Origin of the sequence: Luteimonas vadosa, from assembly GCF_039543545.1 — a bacterium.
Classification (GTDB): Bacteria; Pseudomonadota; Gammaproteobacteria; order Xanthomonadales; family Xanthomonadaceae; genus Luteimonas; species Luteimonas vadosa.
On sequence record NZ_BAABJY010000002.1, the window covers coordinates 482,521 to 504,417 of the forward strand.

The window sequence follows — 21,897 nt, forward strand, 5'->3', positions numbered from 1 at the left end:
CGGGGGTGTCGCCTGGCTGCAAGGTGGTGCAATGCGCGGCCACAAATCGCAGGACTGTTCGATCCGCGCGTGGACGAGCGTCCATCGCAGGGCAGCCTGCCGCGGCTTTCGGCGCGGCTTGCGCGCCACCTGTAAGGGGCGGGGCGCGCCTCACCGGTCGGATCCAAGCCGTCGACGACTGCGTCGTCCCGATGCCTAAGGGACGTCCCCGGCGACCGGTCGACGCCTGAACCTGCCTGCGCATGCTCGCGTGCCACCCATGCCTTGCGATGGGTGACGCGCTTCCAACGGCGCCGCGCGGAGGGACCTGCCCCGATTCGCCGGGCTAGCTGCGATCGCCGCCTTGTCGACCCCCACCCCGCGGCCCGCGATTCCCGCCTGGGCGCGGACCGCCTTTTCCGGCCGGGCGCGGGCCGCCCTTTCCGGCCGGGCGCTTGCCGGGAGGACGCGGTCCACGCGGCTTGTTGTAGGGACTGGTGGCACCCGGGGTGGCGTGGTCCGAGGGGAACACCGGAGCATTGCCCGGGTGACCGTAGGGCTTGGGCGTGCGCTGGCCCTGGCCGCCCGGGCCGGGCTTGCCTTGCGGGCGCGGGCCGGCCGGTCCGCCCCGGCCACCGGGGTGCTTCTTGCCGTAGGGTTTCTTCGGGCCGCGGCCGTCGGCGTTGCGATGCCCGCTCGGGCCGGTTTCGACGCCCTCGGGCACGTACCAGGTCCTGAACGCCGCAGGATTGCCCTCGGGCAACGCCCGCGAGTGCTTGTCCTTGCGCTGCTTGAACGGCTTCTGCGATTGCTTGGCCGCGGCTTCGCCGCTGACCGTCAAGCCCCCGTGGCCGCCGCGGCCGCCCTTGCCGTGGTGCCCGCGGCCACGATCTTCGCGGACGTGGTCGAAACGCCTCAGCTCCCGGCCCTCGTCGGCCGTACTGTGGCCGCCGACGTAGCCCGCGGTGCGATGGCCGCCCACGTGCACGGTCGACTTGGCCGCCTTGCGCTGGCCGATCACCGGTTGCAGGGTGAGCGCCGGCGGCGGCCCCTCCTCGAGGTTCAGTTCGCGGCGCAAGGCCTCGACCTTCTCGTCAGGGAGTTCCTGAGACTGGCCGCGCAACAGCGGCTGCGGCAATTCCACCGAGCCGTAGCGGATGCGCTTGAGCCGCGAGACCTGGCAGCCCTGCGATTCCCACAGGCGCCGCACCTCGCGGTTGCGGCCTTCCTTCAGCAGGACCTGGAACCATTCGTTGGAGTCGGTGCCGCCGATGCGCTTGATCTCCTCGAACTTCGCCGGGCCGTCGTCCAGGGCGATGCCGCGCCGCAGGCGGTCGACGATCTTCTCCGACACGGTCTCCTCGCCCTCGGGCGCGCGGACGCGGCACACGTACTCGCGCTCGACCTCGAACGACGGATGCATCATCGCGTTGGCCAGCTCGCCGTCGGTGGTCAGCAGCAGCAGGCCCGTGGTGTTGATGTCGAGCCGGCCGATGGCGATCCAGCGCGCGCCCTTCAATGCCGGCAGGGACTCGAAGATGGTGGGGCGACCCTCGGGGTCTTCCCGGGTGGTGACCTCGCCCTCGGGCTTGTTGTACATCAGCACCCGCGCCGGATCGGTCAGCGCGCTGGCGACGAAGACCTTGCCGTCCAGTTCGACGCGGTCGCCGCTGCCGATCGACATGCCGGTCTGCGCGACTTCGCCGTTGACGCGCACCATGCCCTCGGCGATGCGCTGCTCCAGCGCGCGGCGCGAGCCGAGGCCGGCCTGTGCCAGCACCTTGTGCAGGCGCTCCGTGAGGCGGGGGGCATCGTTGCCAGGGTTGTCGCGCTTGAGGGTCAGCTTGCGGCTGGGTGCATCACTCATGTCTTGCTCCGGGGCTGTCGCCGTCTTCGGCGAGGGCAGGTTCTTCGGTGGATGGGCGGGGGATGGATTGCAGGTCCGCTAGGTCGGACGGGGGTTCAGCCGGGGTTGGCTGCGACGCGCCATCGATTGCTTCATCGGCGTCGGCGCCAACGTCGAAACCGGAATCGGCGGCGGTAGCGCCGCCTGCATCCGCGTCGCCTTGCCGGTCGCCGATGCCGCCGGCCGGGATGGCCTCGCCGGGCGCGGCATCGAAGGCGAATTCGGGGTCCAGCGCGCCGAAATCCTTGAGCTCCGACAGCGGCGGCAACTCGTCGAGGCGCTTGAGGCCGAAGTAGTCGAGGAAGGCCTTGGTCGTGCCCAGCAGCTCGGGGCGGCCCGGGACGTCGCGGTGGCCGACCACCCGGATCCACTCGCGCTCCTCGAGCGCCTTGATGATGTTGCTGTTGACCGAGACCCCGCGGACCTGCTCGATCTCGCCACGCGTGATGGGCTGGCGATAGGCGATGAGCGCGAGGATCTCCAGCGTCGCGCGGGTGTACTTGGTCTGGCGCTCGGTCCACAACCGCGCCACCCACTCGTGCACGTCGGCCTTTACCTGGTAGCGCCAACCGGAGGCGACCTCGACCAGTTCGACGCCGCGCTGCGCGCAGTCGGCCTGCAACGTGGCCAGGGCCTCGCGCACGGCGCCCTCGGGGGCGGGCTGGTCCAGCGGGAACAGCCCGTGCAGCTGCACGAGGCTCAGCGGCTGGTTGGCCGCCAGCAGCGCGGCTTCGACGATGCGGTTGATGAGGTGTTGGTCCATTGGGGTCGTTCTGATGGGCGAAGGGCCGGGCCCTGCTACCGGAGGGGTGGGACGCTACGGTGCGTCGTCGTTGGCGACGTCGAGGTCTTCGTCGAATTCGCTGGTCAGTTCCAGCGCGGCGGTGGCGTCGCCGTCGCGCGTGGCCAGCGACTTGAGGTAGATCGGCCCCAGCGGCAGGCGGCCCCGGGTGCCATCGGCTTCGCCGCCCTGCGGCGCGGCTTCCTGCACCACCTCGAGCAATTGCTCCTTGGCCAGTTCGAGGATCGACAGGAAGGTCACGACCACGCCGAGCTTGCCCTCGCGCGGCTCGAACAGGCTCTCGAAGCGATGGAAGGCGCCATCGGACAGCCGCGACAGCAACTCGCCCATCCTCTGACGAACGCTGAGCGCGTCGCGCTTGATCGCGACCTGGGTGTAGAGCTCGGCGCGCTTGAGCACGTCGTGCAGGGCGAGCAGCATCTCGCGCAGGTCTACCTCGGGCGGCAGGCGCACCGCCGCGCGGTCGGGGACGAAGGCCTGCGCAGGCGTCGTGTCGCGATCCTGCCGGGGCAGGGCATCGATGTCCTCGGCGGCCTGCTTGAACCGCTCGTACTCCTGCAGGCGGCGCACCAGGTCGGCGCGCGGATCGTCCTCCAGGTCCTCCACGGGCGGCCGCGGCAGCAGCATCCGCGACTTGATCTCGGCAAGGATCGCGGCCATCACGAGGTATTCGGCGGCCAACTCGAAGCGCAGCTCCTGCATGACGTCGATGTAGGCGACGTACTGGCGCGTGATCTCGGCGACCGGGATGTCGAGGATGTCGAGGTTCTGCCGGCGGATGAGGTAGAGCAGCAGGTCGAGCGGACCTTCGAAGGCGTCGAGGATGATCTCGAGCGCGTCCGGCGGGATGTACAGGTCCTGCGGGATCTGCAGCACGGCCTGGCCATGCACCACGGCCAGCGGGATTTCCTGCTGGCGGGGAGGTTGCGATGGCGCGTGCGCGGCTGCCATGCCGGGCGCGTCGGGTATTCCGGGTTGACTCATTCCGGCGGCTTGCTCATGTGGGGCGACCCCCTCCGGGCCACGTTGCAGGTTTCGGTCGGTGCGGTTTCCAGCGGTTGCGGACTGCGGGCGGCGCGCGGTCCTGCTCCCGGTTGGCGCGCGGGGGACCGCAGGCCGGTGACGCGTCGGGCAATGCAATGGCCGGTTCGGGTCGGCCTGGCGGTGCGGGGTCGCCGGACGCCACATGCGCGACGGTCGCATCGAAGCCGATGCACCAGTGCGGCGAAAAGGTCGTCGGGCAGGCCGGGTGGGGGCAGCGAATCGAGCGTCCGGATCCTGCGGTGTCCGTGACGGGCCGCTGCGTTCCGGCCGCGAAACTGGAGTTTAGGGTACGGACTCGGGCGTGGCGTGTCCACTGGGGTGCTGGATGGACCAGGCGGCAAAGCGCGCGCCCCGCCTTCGACGAGGTCCGACCGCGCCCCGGGCTGGCTACAATCCGGCGTCACTCCAATTGCCGGGAAGCTCCCAACCATGTGGTACGTCATCGAGGGCTACGACGGTCCCGGCGCGCTTGCCAAGCGCGGGAAGGCACGCGTCGACCACCTGGAGCGACTGGCCACCTTGCGCGACCAGGGGCGACTGCTGCTGGCCGGCCCCTGTCCCGCCATCGATGCCGAGGACCCAGGCCCCGCGGGCTTCAGCGGGAGCCTGGTGGTCGCCGAGTTCGATTCATTGGCGGCGGCGCGGGCCTGGGCCGACGAGGATCCGTACGTCGCCGCCGGCGTGTATGCGCGCGTCGAAGTCCGTCCTTTCCGGCAGGTGCTGCCATGACCGCCGCCCGCGGACCGCTCCCGCGGGAACGCAGGGTCGAAGCGATCCGCGCTGCGCTGGAAACGGCGTTCCGTCCCGAGGCCCTGGAGATCCGCGACGACAGCCATCGACATGCCGGCCATGTCGGCGCGCAGGATGGTCGCGGCCACTTCCACGTCACGATCCGGAGCGCGTGCTTCGCGGGATTGGCGCCCTTGCAGCGGCATCGGGCCATCTATGGCGCCCTGGGGCCGCTGATGGACACCGACATCCATGCCTTGTCGATCCAGGCATCCGCACCCGAGGGCGCGGCCTGAGACCAGGGTGTCCCGCTTTCCGGGCCTCCGTCGCTGGCGCCTTCGCTTTGCCAGGCCAATTGCTTTCGCCCGTGTGGCTTGCGGCTGAACGCCCGCAGGTGATTCGCCGAGCTCCCCCAGGCGGCGACCCGCGGACTCGACCGCGACCGGGCCGGGCCGGGCAGGGTGCCATCAGTCATGGGACAAATATCTTGAAATGAGATTTTTGTCTCGTTACGATTCGACTCCACACTCCTGGCCCCTGGAGCCGCGCCATGCCGATGACCCGTGCCGAAATGGACGCAAAAATGGATGAACACTTCCGATTCGAAGCCAACGACGATGTCGAAGGCGTGCTGGGCACGCTCGCGGACGACGTCGAGCACGATGTCGTCGGCTCGCCCGCCGGTCCGACGCATGGCGCGGAGTCGGCGAGACCTTTTTACGAGGGACTGTTCCAGGACTTGGCCGACAGCCAGGTCACCTGCCTGAGGCGGCTCTACGGCCCCGATTTCCTGGTCGACGAGTCGCTCTGGCGCGGGACCGCGCCCGGCCGGCCCTTCGGCCTGCAAGGCCGGGGCCGCCCGCTCGAGTTCCGCCTCCTGCATGTCGTCGAGTTCAGCGGGACGGGCGCCATCCGTCGGGAAAACGTCTGGATCGACTACGCCGCCGTCCTCAAGCAGCTGCCGCAGGACTGAGATGTCCACCCGACCCACGGCAGGACGGACGAACCAGCGGCGCCGGACCCGGAAGGCCCTGCTGCAGGCGGCTTCGCGGCTGATGCAGCGACTCGACCATGCCCCGAGCCTGGAAGAGGTCGCCGAGGAAGCGCTGGTGTCCCGCGCCACCGCCTACCGCTACTTCCCGGGCGTGGAGGCCTTGCTGGCGGAGGCGGCGCTGGACATCGCGGTGCCGGAGGCGTCCGCGCTGTTCGGCGACGGGTGCGAGGAGCCGGTCGCCCGGCTGTTCCGGGTGGACGACGCGCTGCACGAGGTGCTGGCCAGGAACGAGGGCGCGATGCGGGTCATGCTGGCGCAGTCGCTGCAAGCCGACGCGCGGGGCGCCCGTGGGGAGGGGGTCCCCGCGCGGCAGAACCGCCGTAGCCCCCTGATCGAGGCCGCGCTGGCGCCGGCCAAGGCATCCTTCAACCCTCGCGACAGGCAAACCCTGGCGCATGCCCTGGCGCTCGTCGTCGGGACCGAGGCCATGCTGGTCTGCCGGGACGTCCTGCAGATCGACGACGCGCAAGCCAGGGAGCTCAAGCGCTGGATGATCCGGGCCCTGGTCGCGGCTGCCAGAAAACCCGGGCACGTCTCCTGAGGGCCGTTGCAACGCAGCCACCTCCCTCCACCATTCCCGCACTCCCTGGCCACGCTGGCCAGCTTCCAGGAAACGATGATGAAGAAAATTCTGCTTGTACTGCTGGTCTCCTTGACCGCGCTGGCGCAGGCAAGCGAGCCGGCCCAGGTCATGATCGTGGGCACTTACCATTTCTCGAACCCCGGCCAGGACATCCATAACGTCGAGGCAGCGGATGTTTCGACGCCGGCCCGCCAGGCCGAGATCGCCCGCGTGGTCTCCGCCCTGCAGGGCTTCGCGCCGACCCTGGTGGCCGTGGAATGGCCACGGCCACAGGCCGACGAACGGTATGCCCGGTACCTGGACGGCACGCTCCCTCCCTCGGACAACGAAGTCGTCCAGCTGGGATTCCGGCTGGCAAGCGCCGCCGGACTCGAGCGCGTGCACGGTATCGACGTGAAGGGGGCCTTTCCGTTCGGGCCGGTCCATGCCTGGGCCGAAGCGAACGGCCGCGGAGCGGAGCTGGCCGGACTGCAGGCGCGGGCGCAGGCGGAGATCGCACGATTCGCGGCCCTGCAGGCCGAGCATTCCATCGGCACGGTCCTGCATGCGATGAACCAGCCCGGGGCCATCTCCGAGTCGCACGCGCTCTACGCGGCGCTGCTGCGTTTCGGCGACGACGATGTGCAGCCGGGCGTCGAGCTCAACGCAGCCTGGGAGCAGCGCAACCTGGCGATTTGCGCGCGCCTGCTGCAGGCACTCCGGCCGGGCAGCCGGGCCGTCGCGTTTTTCGGGCATGGCCATGTCTACCTGCTGCGCCGGTGCGTCGTGGAGGCCCCCGGGGTCGAACTGGTCGAGGCGATCGATTACCTGCCGCGCGAATGACCTGATCCCTCCGGCCCATCACGGGCTGGATCGCCAGGGCGGACGTAGCCGGCAGCCAACCCCGGCGGCGGCCGTTATACTGCCTCGCAGCGAGGCTGCCACGGCACGTCGCCGCCAAGCGATTCAACGGGTTAGCGGTAGAACTGCAATCCGGAAGCTCCGAACGCGGGACTCGTCCCGCCCTTCCTTCCAAACGTGACGTCCGCCTGGTCCGGATGTCGCCGAGGCACACTACAGCCGCATGCGCCTGTCCACGATCAAGCTTTCGGGCTTCAAGTCCTTCGTCGATCCCACCACGCTCCACCTGCCGACCAACATGACCGGCGTGGTCGGTCCCAACGGCTGCGGCAAGTCGAACATCATCGACGCGGTGCGCTGGGTGATGGGAGAGAGCACCGCCAGCCGGTTGCGCGGCGATTCGCTGACCGACGTGATCTTCTCCGGCAGCTCGGCGCGCAAACCGGTGTCGCAGGCCACGGTCGAATTGCTGTTCGACAACAGCGACCACGCCATCACCGGCGAGTACGCGGCGTTCAACGAGATCTCGGTCAAGCGCACGGTCAGCCGCGACGGCACCAGCACCTATTACCTCAATGGCGCGCGCTGCCGGCGGCGCGACATCACCGACCTGTTCCTCGGCACCGGCCTGGGCCCGCGCAGCTACTCGATCATCGAGCAGGGCATGATCAGCCAGATCATCGATGCCCGCCCGGAGGACCTGCGCGTCTACCTGGAGGAGGCCGCCGGCATCTCCAAGTACAAGGAGCGCCGCAAGGAAACCGAGACCCGGATCCGCCATACCCGGGAAAACCTCGACCGCCTCAACGACCTGCGCGAGGAGGTCGGCAAGCAGCTGCAGCACCTCGCCCGGCAGGCGCGGCAGGCCGAGCAGTACACCGCGATCCAGGCCGAACGCAAGGTCCGCGACGCCGAGTGGAAGGCGCTGCAATACCGCGCGCTCGATGCGCAGCTGCAGCGGTTGCGCGAAGGCTTGTCGCAGGAAGAGACCCGGCTGCAGCAGCTGATCGCCGAACAGCGCGAGGCCGAACGCGAGATCGAGACCGGGCGCGTGCGCCGCGAAGAGGCGGTGGAGGCACTCAACAAGGCCCAGGCCGAAGGCTACGAAGTCGGCGGCCAGCTGGCGCGGATCGAGCAGCAGATCGCCCACCAGCGCGAGCTGGCCGAACGCCTGCAGCGCGCCCGCGACGAGACCCGCACCGCGCTCGCCGAGCTCGGCGAGCACATCAGCGGCGACCAGGCGCGCCTGCAGTCGCTGCAGGCGGCGATCGCCGAAGCGGAGCCGGAGCATGCACGGCTGCAGTCCACGGACGGCGGGCGGCAGCAGGCCTTGCGCGATGCCGAGGCGGCACTGGCCGATTGGCAGCAGCGCTGGGATGCGCACAGCGCGGAGCAGGCCGAGGCTTCACGTGCCGCGGAGGTCGAGCGCACCCGCGTCGACTACCTGGACCGCCAGGGACTGGAGGCGAAGCGCCGCCTCGACCAGCTCGAGGCCGAAGGTGCCACGCTGGACCTTGAGGCGCTGGCGCAGGCGTTTTCCGGGGTGGAATCGGAACACGGCACCCGCAAGGCGTCGTTGGACGCGTTGGCCGCCGATGTCGAGGCTCGCAAGCAGGCCGCACTCGAACTGCAGGACCAGCAGCGCGTCGCGCAGGGCGAGATGTCGGACGTCCGCAAGCAGGCACAGGAAGCGCGGGGTCGCCTGTCGTCGCTGGAGGCCTTGCAACACGCGGCGCTGGGGCAGGAGCAGGGCGCCGCCGTGGCGTGGCTCAAGCAGCAGGGGCTGGACGGCGCCGCCCGCGTCGGCGAACGGATTGGCGTTGATGCGGGGTGGGAAAACGCCGTCGAGGCGGCGCTCGGACAATTGATCGAAGGCGTGCTGGTCGAGGCGCCGGAAACGCTGGTGGATGCGCTTGCGGACCTGGGCGAAGGGCGACTGGCCCTGGTCGATTCAGCGGAACGCAGCGATGCCACCGAAGGCTTTGCCGGGACCTCGCTGGCCAACAAGGTGCGCGGTCCGGTGGCGATCCGCCGCCTCCTGGCACGGCTGCACGTCGCCGAGAGCCTCGACGAGGCGCGGGCGCTCCAGGCCAGGCTCGACCCATCGGAGTCGGTCATCACCCGAGCCGGTGAACGCCTGGGTGCGGGCTGGGTGCGCGTGTTGCGCTCCGGGGCCGCCAAGCAGGGCGCGCTGTTGCGCGAACGCGAGATCCAGTCGCTGCGGGCGCGGATCGATGAATTGCAGCAACGCGAACAGGAACTCGATCGCGGGTTGAGCGCCTGGCGCGACCGCCTGCTGGAAGCCGAGCAGCAGCGCGAGGAAGCGCAGCGCGCGCTGTACCACGCGCATCGCAACGTCTCGGAACTCGCTGGCCGGCTGCAGAGCCAGCAAGGCCGGCTGGATGCCGCGCGCAACCGGTTGCAGCAGATCGACGGCGAGCGGGCGGAACTGGCCAAGACCGTGGACGACAGCGGCCTGCAGGCGCGCGAGGCGCGGGCAAGGCTGGAGCAGGCCGTGCAGCGCATGGCCGAGCTGGAAACAGCGCGGCAGGCCCTAGACGACGATCGGCGCCGTCTCGCGGAGCAGCGCGACACGGCACGCGCCGCCGCGCGCGATTCGGCCGAGGCCGCCCACGCGCTGGCCTTGACGCTGGAATCGCAGCGCGCACAGGTCGTGGCGCTGGCCCAATCGCTGGACCGGATGGGCAGCCAGCGCGGGCAGCTCGACAACCGCCTGGGCGAATTGTCGAACCAGCTCGCCAGCGGCGGCAGTCCGGAGTCGGACCTGGAGCAGCAGCGCCAGGCCGCCCTGGAGGCGCGCGTTCGCAGCGAGAAATCCTTGGGCGAGGCACGGGCGGCGCTCGAGGCGATCGACGAGCAACTGCGTGGCTTCGAGCAGACGCGGCACGAACGCGACGAGCAGGCGCTCGCCCAGCGCGAGGCGATCAGCCAGCGCAAGCTGGACCAGCAGGCCCTGGCCATCCAGGCCGAGCAGCTGTCGAAGGCCGTCGTGGATGCCGGCTTCGTCCTCGACGAAGTGCTGTCTGGCCTGGAGAACGACGCCGAGCCGGGCGCGTGGGAAAAGGCGGTCACCGATTTCGACGCCAAGTTGCGGCGGCTCGAGCCGGTCAACCTGGCTGCCATCGCCGAGCACGCCGAGGCCTCGCAGCGCAAGGAATACCTGGACGCGCAGGACGCCGACCTCACCGCGGCGCTGGAATCGCTGGAAGGCGCGATCAAGAAGATAGACCGCGAGACCCGCGGCCGTTTCAAGGACACCTTCGACCGGGTGAACTCGGGCGTGCAGGAGCTGTACCCGCGCCTGTTCGGCGGCGGACATGCCTACCTCGAGCTCACCGGCGAGGACCTGCTGGACACCGGCGTGACGATCATGGCGAGGCCCCCGGGCAAGCGGGTCTCGAACATCACCTTGTTGTCGGGCGGCGAAAAGGCGATGACCGCGGTTGCGCTGGTGTTCGCGATCTTCCGCCTGAACCCGGCCCCGTTCTGCCTGCTCGACGAAGTCGACGCCCCGCTCGACGAAGCCAACGTCGGGCGCTTCACCAGCCTGGTCAACGAGATGAGCGAACAGGTGCAGTTCCTGTTCGTCACCCACAACAAGGCGACGATGGAAGCCGCCCAGCAGCTCAGTGGCGTTACCATGCGGGAGCCCGGGGTCAGCCGGCTGGTGTCGGTGGACCTGGCCGAGGCCGCGAGGCTGGCGGGGGCGGCGTGATTCAGGGCTGGGATTCGAGGAGCGCGCGATGAGTGATATCTGGCTATTGCGGATCGGCATCCTGGTGGCGGGCGTGGTCCTGTTCGCGGCCATCTGGTACTTCGGTACCCGGCCCCGTGGGGGGCAGGGTCGGCGCCTGCAGCAGGGGCCGCGCGAGGACAGGCTCGAGCCGACGCTGGGTTCGCAACTCGAGCAGGAGCTGGCCAGCGGTGGCGAGCCGGAACGCGACGAGGCGGTCCAGGCGGAAATCGAGTTGCTGGACCAGACCGTGGGCAGCAACGCCGGGGCCGCTGCCGGCGACCTCGGGCGCCGCGCGAGCGACGACTTCGACAAGATCGTGACCCTGTACATCGCTGCGCGTGCCGGACAGGTCCTGCGCGGCCCGGACATCGTGGTCGCGGCGGAAAAGGCCGGCCTGACGTACGGGCACATGAACGTGTTCCACCGCCTGGTCGAAGGACACCCGGAACGCGGCCCGATCTTCAGTGTCGCCAACATCAAGAAGCCGGGCAGTTTCGAAATGGCGGAGATCCAGTCGCTGGAAACGCCGGCGATCGCCTTCTTCCTGACCCTGCCCGCGCCCATCAGTGCGCTCGACGCCTGGGACGCGATGTTGCCCACCGCCCAGCGCATGACCGAGCTGCTCGACGGCGTGCTGCTCGACGACCAGCGCAGCGCCCTGGGGCGCCAGCGCATCGCGCACCTGCGCGACGAGATGCGCGCGTACGACCGGCAGCACGAAGCCCCGCCGATTACCCGTTCGCCGCGCTGGTGACCTAGGACCGATCCGACTGAAATCCGGGCGATGGCCAAATCTCCTGCCATCGGAACCGGGTCGATTCCCCTACGGTGCGGAGCAGGGTTGGCCTGCGTGCCGAAAGGCGAGATGACCCCTCGGACGGACTGCCTCGGAATCCTGCGCACATCGGGTCCCCGGCCATCCGCACAGGGACCAGGCAAGGCCTGCGGTCGAGCGTGGGAGGTGCGGTGCTCTGGCCTACGCGCTCACAAGTTCATCTGCCGCCGAGATGCCCGCCACCGTTGACCTATATGCCTCCAGGATTCGCTGTTCGATGTCTTGTGGCAATCCCTGCGAAGAGCGCCACGCTGGCTGATAATCGGGGGCGGTGCTCCTGAAGGTCTTGAGGAGATTCCTGACGGTTTCCTGCAACGGCACGACGCGCATCCCGGCTGCGAGTGCGGCGGAATGTTCGAACTGGTAGAAACCGGGTTCTGGATCATTGCCTGGAATCCACAGAGGCACCGTTTCGAAGGGTGTGCCGCCATTCGCTTCCATGATGTCCTGGGGAACCCAGACAAGGTTTGCGCCTGGATTGGCGATTGCCTGCACCTGTTTGAGGAATTCGTGAAAGGGCATCGGTTCATGCACGGCATTGAAAGTCCCGGGCAGGCGTTCGCTACCGACTTTGACGGCGAAATCCGCCAAGCTTGCAGCGTCGCTCCATTGCACCATGGCATCGCGATCGTCCGGAACGACGACATCGCCCCCGGCGCGCATCCTGAGCGGCCAATACGTGCTCTGGTTCGTCGGGAGCATGCTGTAGTCATAGCCCAAGATACTGCTTCCGCGAACGACGACGCCTGCCCCGTCGAAATTCTCCGAGACCGCCGCTTCACCCAGTCTTTTCGCCCAGGCGTATCCGATGTTCTCTTCGCTGAGATCCGGTGCCTTGTCTCGCGAAAGGATGCGGTCGTGTTCCGTCAGGCCGACCTTTCGGAAATCGCCATAGACAGCGATGGAAGAAACATAGACATAGCTGTCGGCTCGCCCGGAGAGGAGTTTCGTCGTATCGAAAACTGTCTTCGGATGTCCCGGCCAGGTATCGATGACGACATCCCACTTGCGACCGCCCTCCAGAGCACGCAAGCCGCCATTGCGCGTCCGATCCCCCCTGAGCTTCTCTACGCCCGGGAAAAGGTGGGCATTGGTAATTCCGCGATTGAAGAGCGTGACTTCGTGTCCCGCGATGTGCGAGCCATGGACCAGGTGGGGTCCGACGAAGTTCGTGCCGCCAAGAATCAGGATCTTCCTGGGCTTGCCGAATGCTCCCCAGACCGGCTGGAGCGGAATTGCCGCTAGAGCGGCCACTGCGGATTTCAGAACGGTTCTTCGGCTGCTCAACTTGGTTCACCCCGCACACATGGATAGGAGCCCGGCTGTTCGATCTGAAACATATCAGCAGGACGCAATCAGGACAAAACATCGGCGCGCGCCAGCAGGGCCTTCAGCTCACTCTGTGGAGTGCCCACCCGATAACCAGGCCATTCAAGGTTCAATTCGGTAGCGTGTGCCTACGACAACGCCAAACTCGGCAAACAACCGCCTGTCGCGCAGAAAGATCCCGTGCGCCGATGGGAATCAGGCATTCCCGGTGGGCCGGGCAAATGCAATCGTCATCTTGACGTTGGCATCCGATCGCGGCTTTCTGCCGCACCGGCGGCCTGGGTGACGATGAAGGGTTCCCTGCCGATCAGGTGCGTGTAAAGAGCACTACCGCAGGCGTATCGGCGCGACGAGGATGCATGCCGGTCGGTGTGACCGGTGGCAACGAGGCAAGACGTTCGCCGACCCCTCGTTGCTCTGCGCGCAATTCCCTCTGGATCGGCCCCGACTTGCAGGGTCAAGGGAACGGAGATGCCGCCCTTCAGAGGGTTGTCCGGACGCTGCGTCCGCCGCGCATGGTCCGTTACGGTAATGAAGCCGCAATTGCCCGGCACACCAGGCGTTTTCCGTGGCGACTCGGACACCCCAATCGACGGGTAGAATCGCGGCATGTCCAGATCGCCTGCGCCCGCCGACCGCGCCCGGGAGTTGCGTCGTCGCCTCGACGACGCCAACCATCGCTACCACGTGCTCGACGACCCGGACATCACCGATGCCGAGTACGACCGCCTGCTGCGCGAACTCGACGCCCTGGAGAGCGAGCATCCGGACCTGCGCGACCCCGGCTCGCCGACCACGCGGGTCGGGGGCGCGCCATCGGGCCGGTTCGCTCCCGTCGCGCACGCAGTGCCGATGCTGTCGCTGTCCAATGCCTTCGACGACGACGAGGTCCGGGATTTCGTCGCGCGGATCAGCAGGGAGACGGGCGACGAAACGCCGGTCTTCTCCGTCGAACCCAAGCTCGACGGCCTGGCGATCAGCCTGCGGTACGAGGAGGGCGTCTTCGTGCGCGGGGCGACCCGGGGTGACGGCAGTACCGGCGAGGACGTCACCGCCAACCTGCGCACGCTGCGCAGCATTCCCTTGGTGCTGCGTGGCGACGCCCCTTCGGTATTCGAGGTGAGGGGCGAGATCGTGATGCCGCGCGCGGCGTTCGAGGCCTTCAACGCCCGCGCCCGGGAAAGCGGCGAGAAGCCCTTGGCCAACCCGCGCAATGGCGCCGCAGGATCCCTGAGGCAACTCGATCCGCGCGTCACGGCGCAAAGGCCCCTGGCTTTCTTCGCCTACGCGCTGGGCGAGGTCGAGGCCGGTGGCGGGGACGGGGACGACCAGGCGATGCCGCCGACGCATTCGCGCACCCTGGCCTGGCTGCGCGAGCTCGGGTTTCCGGTCAGCCAGGAAGTCGGGACCGCCGAGGGCGTCGACGGCTTGCTGGCCTATTACGCCCGCATCGGCGAGCGGCGCGACGCCTTGCCCTACGACATCGACGGCGTCGTCTACAAGCTCGACCGCTACGACCAGCAGCGGGCGATGGGCTACGTGTCGCGCGCGCCGCGATGGGCGCTGGCCCACAAGTTCCCTGCGCAGGAGGAGGCCACCACCGTCGAGGCCATCGAGGTCAACGTCGGCCGCACCGGCGCGGTCACCCCCTGGGTACTGATGGCGCCGGTCCATGTCGGAGGCGTCACCGTCACCCGGGCGACGTTGCACAACGCCGACCAGGTCGCCCGCCTTGATGTCCGTGTCGGCGATACCGTGATCGTCCGCCGCGCCGGCGACGTGATCCCCGAAGTGGTGCGCGTGGTCGAGGACCAGCGGCCCCGCGATGCCAATGGTCGCGAGCTGCATCCACCTTACGTCTTGCCGGTGCGCTGCCCGGATTGCGGCTCGGCGATCGAGCGCGACGAGGGCGAGGTGGTCGCCCGTTGCACCGGCGGGCTGTTCTGTCCGGCCCAGAGGAAGCAGGCGCTGCTGCACTTCGCCTCGCGCCGGGCGATGGATATCGAAGGGCTGGGCGAACGCTTCACCGATGCGCTCGTGGAGCTGGGTTACGTCAGGACCGTGGCCGACCTGTACAGCCTGGTGGTCGACGACTTCGTCGAGATGAAGCGACGCGCGGATGAACTCGCCGATGCCGTGCCGGAGACGGTCAAGGCGGGCAAGGTCGCGACCCGGTGGGCGGAGAACCTGGTGGCAGCGATCGAGGCCAGCCGGGAAACCACGCTGGAACGGCTCCTGTTCGCGCTCGGCATCCGCGACGTGGGCGAAAGCACGGCGCGCACGCTGGCGCGCCACTTCGGCGCGCTCGATCCGCTGATGGCCGCCGACGAGGAGACCTTGCAACAGGTTCCCGACGTCGGCCCGGTGGTGGCCGCGCACATCGTCCACTTCTTCGCCGAGCCGCATAACCGCGACGTCATCGCGGCGTTGCGGGAACAGGGCGTGCATTGGCCGGAGGGCCCGCCCCGACGGGCGAACGAGGGACCGCTGGCCGGCAAGACGGTGGTGCTGACCGGTGGCCTGGGGACGATGGCGCGGGAGGCGGCTAGCGACCGCCTGCAGGCACTCGGCGCCAAGGTGTCCGGGAGCGTCTCGAAGAAGACGTCGATCGTGGTCGCGGGGGAGGCGGCCGGCAGCAAGCTCGCCAAGGCACGCGAACTCGGCGTGGAGGTCTGGGACGAAGACCGCCTGCTGGAGTTCCTGGGCCAGCACGAATGATCGTACCGGCTTCGACGACGGCGGCCACGGCGCATGGATGACTGGAAGCCCTCCGCGCATCCCGGGGTGCTGCGCCTGCGGGCGGACCTGTACGCCATGGTCCGCGCATTCTTCGCCGGGCGCGGCGTGCTGGAAGTCGAGACCCCGATCCTCTCGCGGGCGGGCAACACCGATCCCAACATCGCCTCGTTTTCGCTCGAGTTCTCGGGCCGCACGGACGGCGCGCCGCGCACCCGCTGGTTGCGCACCTCGCCCGAGTTCGCGATGAAGCGCCTGTTGAGCGCGGGCGTGGGCGATTGCTACGAGTTGGGCAAGGTGTTCCGCGACGGCGAGGCAGGGGCCCGCCACAACCCCGAGTTCAGCATGCTCGAGTGGTACCGGATCGGCTGGGACCATGTCCGCTTGATCGAGGAGGCCATCGCCCTGGTGCAGTCGGCGCTTGCGCTGGTCGGCAAGCAGGCCGTGCCTCGCCAGGTCACCTACCGCGAACTCTACCGGTCGGCGCTGGACATCGACCCGATGACCGCGTCGGTCGATGCATTGCGCCATGCGTTGGGGGAGATCGACATCGATCCCGAAGCGCTGGGCCGCGACGACTGGCTCGACTTGCTCATGACCCACCGCATCCAGCCCGGCTTTCCGCCGGGCCAGTTGCTCGCCGTGGTCGACTATCCGGCTTCCCAGTGCGCATTGGCGCGCCTGCGTGGCGGCGATCCCCCGGTCGCCGAGCGATTCGAGCTGTACCTGGGTCCGCTGGAGCTCGCCAATGGCTACCACGAGCTGGCCGATGCCGTCGAGCAGGGGCGTCGTTTCGAACGCGATGTCGATCTCCATCGTGCGCGCGGAACGGCGTGTCCCCCGGTCGACCGGAACCTGCTCGCGGCGCTTGGCCACGGATTGCCGAATTGCGCCGGCGTCGCGCTGGGCATTGACCGGCTGTTGATGGCCATGCTGGACGCCGACCGCGTCGCCGATGTGCTGGCGTTCGACTTCTCCCGCGCCTGAACCGGTCAGTTACAGGCGCGTGCATTCCCGAGTCTTTCACGTGGCGCGTGGCACGCTCGGACGAAAACGACCCTGGGAGGACCGCATGCACACCATCCTTCGTACCGGCCTACGGACCGGCTTGGCCGGCGCCATCATCGGGCTCGTCGGTTGCGGCACCTACGGTTATCCGGGTTATGGCTATCCCGCCGCGGGCAGCGGTTCGCCGTACGGATATGGCACGCCCTTGCCGACCTACGGCAACACGATTCGCTGCGAGTCCAACGACGGGCGTGCCCGCACTTGTCCAGTCGATACCCGCGGCGGTGTTCGCCTGACCCGGCGGCTCTCCGACTCTGCCTGCATCCAGGGACAGACATGGGGATACGACGCCCGGGGCATCTGGGTGACGCGCGGCTGCCGTGCCGAGTTCCAGGTCGGGCACGGCCAAGGCGGCGCCTATGGCGTCCTGGGTGGCGGCTATGGCGGTGCCGGCACCGTGCGGTGCGAATCCAACGACGGGCGGACCAGGACATGCCCGGTCGACACGCGCGGCGGTGTGCGCCTCGTCCGGCAGCTGTCGGATTCGCCGTGCATCCAGGGCCGCAGCTGGTCGTACGACGGGCGCGGGATCTGGGTCAGCCAAGGCTGTCGCGCGGATTTCGAGGTTGGCGCGGGCGGCGGATACGGCACGCCCAGCTACGGCGTCGGAGGTGAAGTGCGTTGCGAATCTGAAGACAACCGCCGACGCACCTGTCCGGTGCGCGTGCGGCGCAGCGTCACCCTGCAACGCCAGCTGTCCGACTCGCCGTGCATCCGCGGCCAGACCTGGGGTTGGGATCGAAGCGGCATCTGGGTGGACCGCGGCTGCAGGGCGGTTTTTTCCATCCGCTGAACACCGGCGACGAGCGTCCGGCGTGACGGGCGGCGCCCGCGTCGTGGTGCGCGTGATGAAGTCGGACATCTCGGACATCCTCTCGAACCGGTCTAGACTGGGCGGATGAGCAATCCGGCCATCGAAACCAACGAAAACACCCTCGACCGGTACGACCGCATCCGGCCGATCCGCTGGACGGGCGAAGCCCTGGAGTTGCTGGACCAGCGCCTGCTCCCCTTCACCGTGCAATACCTGTGCTGCGACGACAGCGACGCGGTCGCCGAAGCCATCCGCTCGCTCGCCGTGCGCGGTGCCCCCGCGATCGGCATCGCGGCGGCGTGGGGCACGGTGCTCGCCTCCAACGGGGTCGATGCCATCGACGGCCCTTCGGCCGCCGTCGCGTTGCAGCCGGCGATGCAGCGCCTGGACGAGGCGCGCCCGACCGCGGTGAACCTGCGCTGGGCGTTGAACCGGATGCGGCGCGTGCTCGAGGCCTCCGGAGCCGATTGGCGCGCGCGGCTTCTGGCCGAGGCCGCCGCGATCGCCAGCGAAGACCTCGCGGCCAACCGTCGCATGGGCGAGCTGGGCGCGCAGCTCATCGCGCCCGGGAGCGGGGTGCTCACACATTGCAATACCGGGTCGCTCGCGACCGCGGGCTACGGGACCGCGCTGGGCGTGATCCGCGCGGGTGTCGCGCTGCAACGCATCGACAAGGTGTTCGCGGGCGAGACCCGTCCGTGGATGCAGGGCTCGCGGCTGACCGTCTGGGAACTCCAGCAGGATGGCATCGACGCGACCTTGATCGCCGACGCCGCCGCCTCGCACCTGATGAAGCAGGGAGACGTCGACTGGGTGATCGTCGGTGCCGACCGCATCTGCGCCAACGGCGATGTCGCCAACAAGATCGGCACCTACCAGCTGGCGATCACCGCGCGCTTCCACGGCAAGCAGGTCATGGTCGTGGCCCCGTCGTCGACCGTCGACATGGACACGCCTTCGGGCGAGCGGATCGACATCGAGGAGCGCGATCCTGGCGAGCTGCTCGGCGTCTCCGGCAGCCGAACTGTCGCCGAAGGGGTCCAGGCCTGGAACCCGGTCTTCGACGTCACCCCTGCCGCGTTGATCGATGCGATCGTCACGGAGAAGGGCGTCGTCCTGCAGCCTGACGCCGCCAAGATGCGGGTGATGTTCGACGCGTAAGGTCGTGCCTCGTGTGCTGGAGGCTGGCCGCGCGCGGCGGCCGGCGACGGAAACTCAGGCCGATTCCGGGGTCCGGTTTGCGCCTGCTTCGCGCCGACGCGCGAAACCGGGGCCATTTCCGCTGTAAGTCCCTGTTTTCGCGTAGGAATTGGTGGGTCGATCGACCCCCATCCGTGGTATGATTCCGTGGTTCTGAATCCCGCCCGTCCACGCCCTTGCAGGCAGTCGCCTGCAGCCTCCGCTCGGACGCGGGCAACTCCCCTGCAACGGATCCCAGATGGCCGAACTCGCCAAGGAAATCATCCCCGTCAACCTCGAGGACGAGATGCGCCGCAGCTACCTCGATTACGCCATGAGCGTGATCGTGGGCCGCGCGCTCCCCGACGTCCGCGACGGCCTCAAGCCGGTGCACCGCCGGGTGCTGTTCGCCATGAACGAGCTCGGGGCGCACAGCAACAAGCCTTACTACAAGTCGGCGCGCATCGTCGGCGACGTGATCGGTAAATACCATCCGCATGGCGACCAGTCGGTGTACGACACGCTGGTGCGCATGGCGCAGCCGTTCTCGCTGCGCTACATGCTGGTGGACGGGCAGGGCAACTTCGGTTCGATCGATGGCGACAACGCCGCGGCCATGCGCTACACCGAGGCGCGGATGGCCCGGCTCACCCATGAGCTGATGGCCGACATCGACAAGGAGACCGTCGATTTCCAGCCCAACTACGACGAGAAGGAACAGGAACCCACGGTCATGCCGACCCGGTTCCCGAACCTGCTGGTCAACGGCTCGGCCGGCATCGCCGTCGGCATGGCGACCAACATCCCGCCGCACAACCTGTCCGAAGTCGTGGATGCGCTGGTCGCGCTGATCGACGACCCCGGGATCGACGTCGAGGGGTTGATGGAGCACATCCCGGGTCCGGATTTCCCGACCGCGGGCATCCTCAATGGCGTCGGCGGCATCCACCTGGCCTACCGCACCGGCCGCGGCCGCGTGCGCATGCGCGCGCGCGCCGAGATCGAGGTCGCCGACAACGGGCGCGAGGCCATCGCGGTCACCGAGATCCCGTACCAAGTCAACAAGGCGCGGCTGATCGAGAAGATCGCCGAGCTGGTCAAGGAGAAGAAGCTCGAGGGCATCAGCGAGCTGCGCGATGAGTCCGACAAGGACGGCATGCGCATCTACATCGAGGTCAAGCGCGGCGAGTCGGCCGAGGTCGTGCTGAACAACCTCTACCAGCAGACGCAGATGGAGTCGACCTTCGGCGTCAACATGGTCGCGCTGGTCGACGGCCGCCCGCAATTGCTCAACCTCAAGCAGATCCTCGAGGCCTTCGTGCGCCACCGTCGCGAGGTGGTCACGCGCAGGACGATCTTCGAACTGCGCAAGGCGCGGGCGAGGGCCCACGTGCTCGAGGGCCTGACCGTCGCGCTGGCCAACATCGACGAGATGATCGAGCTGATCAAGACCTCGGCCAACCCCAACGAGGCACGCGAGCGGATGCTCGCCAGGAAGTGGGAGCCGGGCCTGGTCGCCACCTTGCTGGCCTCGGCGGGCAGCGACGCCTCGCGGCCGGAGGACCTGCCCAAGGGCGTTGGCCTGGTCGACGGCGCGTACCAGCTGACCGAGGTCCAGGCGCAGCAGATCCTGGAGATGCGGCTCCATCGCCTGACCGGCCTGGAGCAGGAGAAGCTGACCGACGAGTATCGACAGCTGCTGGATACCATCCGCGGGCTGATCGAGATCCTCGAGGACCCGGCGGTGTTGCTCGACGTGATCCGCACCGAGCTGGCCAACGTCAAGGAAGAGTTCGGCGACGACCGCCGCAGCGAGATCCGTGCCAGCGAGGAAGACCTGGACATCCTCGACCTGATCGCGCCCGAGGACGTGGTGGTCACGCTGTCGCACGCCGGTTACGCCAAGCGCCAGCCGGTCAGCGACTATCGCGCGCAGCGTCGCGGCGGGCGCGGGCGCTCGGCGGCGGCCACGAAGGAAGAGGATTTCATCGACCAGCTGTGGCTGGTGAACACCCACGACACCTTGCTGACGTTCACCAGCGCCGGCCGGGTGTTCTGGCTGCCCGTGCACCAGCTGCCCGACGCTGGCCCGCACGCCCGCGGCCGGCCGATCGTCAACTGGATTCCGCTGGAGCAGGGCGAAAAGGTGCAGGCGGTGGTCCCGGTCCGCGAATACAGCGACGACCAGTTCGTCTTCTTCGCCACCCGCCACGGCACGGTCAAGAAGACGCCGCTGACCGAGTACGAATACCGCCTGCAACGCGGCAAGATCGCCATCAACCTGGCGGACGACGATTCCCTGGTTGGCGTGGCGCTGTCCGATGGCAACAGCGACATCATGCTGTTCGCCAGCAACGGCAAAGCGGTGCGATTCCCGGGGAGCGCGGTGCGGCCGATGGGGCGCACCGCCACCGGCGTGCGTGGCATGCGCCTGGCCAAGGGCGAGGAAGTGCGCAGTCTGATCGTGGTCGACGGCGACGGGGACATCCTCACCGCCAGCGAGCGAGGCTACGGCAAGCGCACGCCGGTCTCCGACTACCCGGTCAAGGGTCGCGGCATCCAGGGGGTCATCGCGCTGCAGACCAGCGAGCGGAATGGTCCGTTGGTCGGTGCGATCCAGCTTTCGGACCACCACGAGGTCCTGCTGATCTCCGACGGCGGCACCCTGGTGCGTACCCGTGCTTCGGAGATCGCCCAGGTGGGCCGCAATACCCAGGGCGTCACCCTGATCCGGTTGTCCAAGGGCGAAAGCCTGCAGGCCGTGGAGCGCGTGGATGCTTCGCTGGACGGAGACGAAGAGGTGGATGCGCGGCCGGCGGCGGCCGGCTTGGCCGGCGATTCGGGGGAAGTCCGTTCTTCCCAGTGACCGGACACACGAGGTCTTCCAGGGTCTCCATTGCACCGCCTTCGGGCGGTGCTTTTTCGTCTACCGGGAAACGGCCGGCAATGCCGGGAAGCCCCGGGACTGGGCGACGAGCGCGTCCAAGCTTCCCTCGGAATACCCGGACGACCCCGGCCAACTTCCCCGCATCGTCGAACCCTGACGCGATCCCGACGTGGCCCAGACGCCACGAAGCCCACGACGCCTGCGGTGCCCTCCCGGGATGATGCGTGCCGACGCGCTCAGGGGCCCTGGCCACGAGGTGGGCCCCTCCCGTGCCGGCAGACTCGAATTCCGGCAGATCTTCGGAAGGCGGGACCCGTGGATTCTCGCAGGCGCGTGGCCTCTCCTCCCGCGGAGA

General features: G+C 68.6%; 16 protein-coding genes. 12 read left to right on the forward strand and 4 right to left on the reverse strand.

The features are described from left to right. Window positions 1-325: 325 nt before the first annotated feature. Genes ABD970_RS08125 through ABD970_RS08135 form a run of 3 tightly spaced genes read right to left on the reverse strand, consistent with a single transcriptional unit; the run spans window position 326 to window position 3,638 of the window. A complete protein-coding gene (locus ABD970_RS08125) occupies window positions 326-1,846 on the reverse strand; it encodes a pseudouridine synthase (RefSeq protein WP_345294990.1) in 1,521 nt (506 codons plus the stop codon). Continuing rightward, the gene (gene scpB / locus ABD970_RS08130) at window positions 1,839-2,648 is read right to left on the reverse strand and encodes an SMC-Scp complex subunit ScpB (protein ID WP_425563069.1); all 810 of its coding nucleotides are present in this window, start codon (window positions 2,646-2,648) and stop codon (window positions 1,839-1,841) included. Before scpB ends, ABD970_RS08125 begins: the two co-directional genes overlap by 8 nt. Window positions 2,649-2,702: 54 nt before the next feature. Further along, window positions 2,703-3,638, reverse strand: a complete 936-nt coding sequence (locus tag ABD970_RS08135) for a segregation and condensation protein A (protein ID WP_345294991.1) — start codon at window positions 3,636-3,638, stop codon at window positions 2,703-2,705. A 522-nt stretch (window positions 3,639-4,160) separates the two neighbouring features. On the opposite strand from ABD970_RS08135, the gene ABD970_RS08140 reads away from it, so the two are divergent. From ABD970_RS08140 to zipA, 7 genes are all read left to right on the forward strand, one after another. Continuing rightward, entirely contained in the window at window positions 4,161-4,460 is a 300-nt protein-coding gene (locus tag ABD970_RS08140; protein WP_345294992.1) for a YciI family protein, read from the forward strand. Beyond that, window positions 4,457-4,756, forward strand: coding sequence for a BolA family protein (locus ABD970_RS08145; protein ID WP_345294993.1), 300 nt, complete (start codon window positions 4,457-4,459; stop codon window positions 4,754-4,756). Before ABD970_RS08140 ends, ABD970_RS08145 begins: the two co-directional genes overlap by 4 nt. A 287-nt stretch (window positions 4,757-5,043) precedes the next feature. Further along, on the forward strand, window positions 5,044-5,433 hold the full coding sequence (locus ABD970_RS08150; protein ID WP_345294994.1) for an ester cyclase: 390 nt from the start codon (window positions 5,044-5,046) through the stop codon (window positions 5,431-5,433). 1 nt (window position 5,434) lies between these two features. Continuing rightward, the gene (locus ABD970_RS08155; RefSeq protein WP_345294995.1) at window positions 5,435-6,055 is read left to right on the forward strand and encodes a TetR/AcrR family transcriptional regulator; all 621 of its coding nucleotides are present in this window, start codon (window positions 5,435-5,437) and stop codon (window positions 6,053-6,055) included. Window positions 6,056-6,133: 78 nt separating this feature from the next. Next, window positions 6,134-6,919 (forward strand): DUF5694 domain-containing protein, encoded by a 786-nt coding sequence (locus ABD970_RS08160; RefSeq protein WP_345294996.1) that lies wholly within the window; start codon window positions 6,134-6,136, stop codon window positions 6,917-6,919. A 241-nt stretch (window positions 6,920-7,160) separates the two neighbouring features. Next, window positions 7,161-10,673 carry a chromosome segregation protein SMC gene (gene smc / locus ABD970_RS08165; protein ID WP_345294997.1) on the forward strand — a complete coding sequence of 1,171 codons (3,513 nt, stop codon included), beginning with the start codon at window positions 7,161-7,163 and terminating at the stop codon, window positions 10,671-10,673. A 28-nt stretch (window positions 10,674-10,701) separates the two neighbouring features. After that, on the forward strand, window positions 10,702-11,448 hold the full coding sequence (zipA, locus tag ABD970_RS08170; protein ID WP_345294998.1) for a cell division protein ZipA: 747 nt from the start codon (window positions 10,702-10,704) through the stop codon (window positions 11,446-11,448). Between the two features lie 222 nt (window positions 11,449-11,670). Here zipA and ABD970_RS08175 read toward each other — a convergent pair whose 3' ends face one another. Next, window positions 11,671-12,816, reverse strand: a complete 1,146-nt coding sequence (locus ABD970_RS08175) for an NAD-dependent epimerase/dehydratase family protein (protein ID WP_345294999.1) — start codon at window positions 12,814-12,816, stop codon at window positions 11,671-11,673. Between the two features lie 651 nt (window positions 12,817-13,467). Between ABD970_RS08175 and ligA the strand changes: the two genes are divergently transcribed. From ligA to gyrA, 5 genes are all read left to right on the forward strand, one after another. Then, complete coding sequence (gene ligA, locus ABD970_RS08180) at window positions 13,468-15,576, forward strand: NAD-dependent DNA ligase LigA (protein ID WP_345295000.1); 2,109 nt, start codon at window positions 13,468-13,470, stop codon at window positions 15,574-15,576. A 33-nt stretch (window positions 15,577-15,609) separates the two neighbouring features. Next, window positions 15,610-16,581, forward strand: a complete 972-nt coding sequence (gene epmA / locus ABD970_RS08185; RefSeq protein WP_345295001.1) for an EF-P lysine aminoacylase EpmA — start codon at window positions 15,610-15,612, stop codon at window positions 16,579-16,581. A gap of 85 nt (window positions 16,582-16,666) precedes the next feature. Next, window positions 16,667-17,455 (forward strand): DUF3011 domain-containing protein, encoded by a 789-nt coding sequence (locus tag ABD970_RS08190; RefSeq protein WP_345295002.1) that lies wholly within the window; start codon window positions 16,667-16,669, stop codon window positions 17,453-17,455. Window positions 17,456-17,560: 105 nt separating this feature from the next. Continuing rightward, on the forward strand, window positions 17,561-18,637 hold the full coding sequence (mtnA, locus tag ABD970_RS08195; protein ID WP_345295003.1) for an S-methyl-5-thioribose-1-phosphate isomerase: 1,077 nt from the start codon (window positions 17,561-17,563) through the stop codon (window positions 18,635-18,637). A 277-nt stretch (window positions 18,638-18,914) separates the two neighbouring features. Continuing rightward, window positions 18,915-21,521 (forward strand): DNA gyrase subunit A, encoded by a 2,607-nt coding sequence (gene gyrA / locus ABD970_RS08200; protein ID WP_345295004.1) that lies wholly within the window; start codon window positions 18,915-18,917, stop codon window positions 21,519-21,521. Window positions 21,522-21,897 lie beyond the last annotated feature (376 nt).

Coding starts and splice junctions, on each gene's coding strand:
- ligA (WP_345295000.1), top strand. CDS start 13,468: ATGTCCAGATCGCCTGCGCCCGCCGACCGCGCCCGGGAGTTGCGTCGT.
- ABD970_RS08125 (WP_345294990.1), bottom strand. CDS start 1,846: ATGAGTGATGCACCCAGCCGCAAGCTGACCCTCAAGCGCGACAACCCT.
- ABD970_RS08140 (WP_345294992.1), top strand. CDS start 4,161: ATGTGGTACGTCATCGAGGGCTACGACGGTCCCGGCGCGCTTGCCAAG.
- ABD970_RS08190 (WP_345295002.1), top strand. CDS start 16,667: ATGCACACCATCCTTCGTACCGGCCTACGGACCGGCTTGGCCGGCGCC.
- ABD970_RS08135 (WP_345294991.1), bottom strand. CDS start 3,638: ATGGCAGCCGCGCACGCGCCATCGCAACCTCCCCGCCAGCAGGAAATC.
- ABD970_RS08150 (WP_345294994.1), top strand. CDS start 5,044: ATGGATGAACACTTCCGATTCGAAGCCAACGACGATGTCGAAGGCGTG.
- ABD970_RS08160 (WP_345294996.1), top strand. CDS start 6,134: ATGAAGAAAATTCTGCTTGTACTGCTGGTCTCCTTGACCGCGCTGGCG.
- gyrA (WP_345295004.1), top strand. CDS start 18,915: ATGGCCGAACTCGCCAAGGAAATCATCCCCGTCAACCTCGAGGACGAG.
- ABD970_RS08155 (WP_345294995.1), top strand. CDS start 5,435: ATGTCCACCCGACCCACGGCAGGACGGACGAACCAGCGGCGCCGGACC.
- ABD970_RS08145 (WP_345294993.1), top strand. CDS start 4,457: ATGACCGCCGCCCGCGGACCGCTCCCGCGGGAACGCAGGGTCGAAGCG.
- epmA (WP_345295001.1), top strand. CDS start 15,610: ATGGATGACTGGAAGCCCTCCGCGCATCCCGGGGTGCTGCGCCTGCGG.
- scpB (WP_425563069.1), bottom strand. CDS start 2,648: ATGGACCAACACCTCATCAACCGCATCGTCGAAGCCGCGCTGCTGGCG.
- mtnA (WP_345295003.1), top strand. CDS start 17,561: ATGAGCAATCCGGCCATCGAAACCAACGAAAACACCCTCGACCGGTAC.
- zipA (WP_345294998.1), top strand. CDS start 10,702: ATGAGTGATATCTGGCTATTGCGGATCGGCATCCTGGTGGCGGGCGTG.
- smc (WP_345294997.1), top strand. CDS start 7,161: ATGCGCCTGTCCACGATCAAGCTTTCGGGCTTCAAGTCCTTCGTCGAT.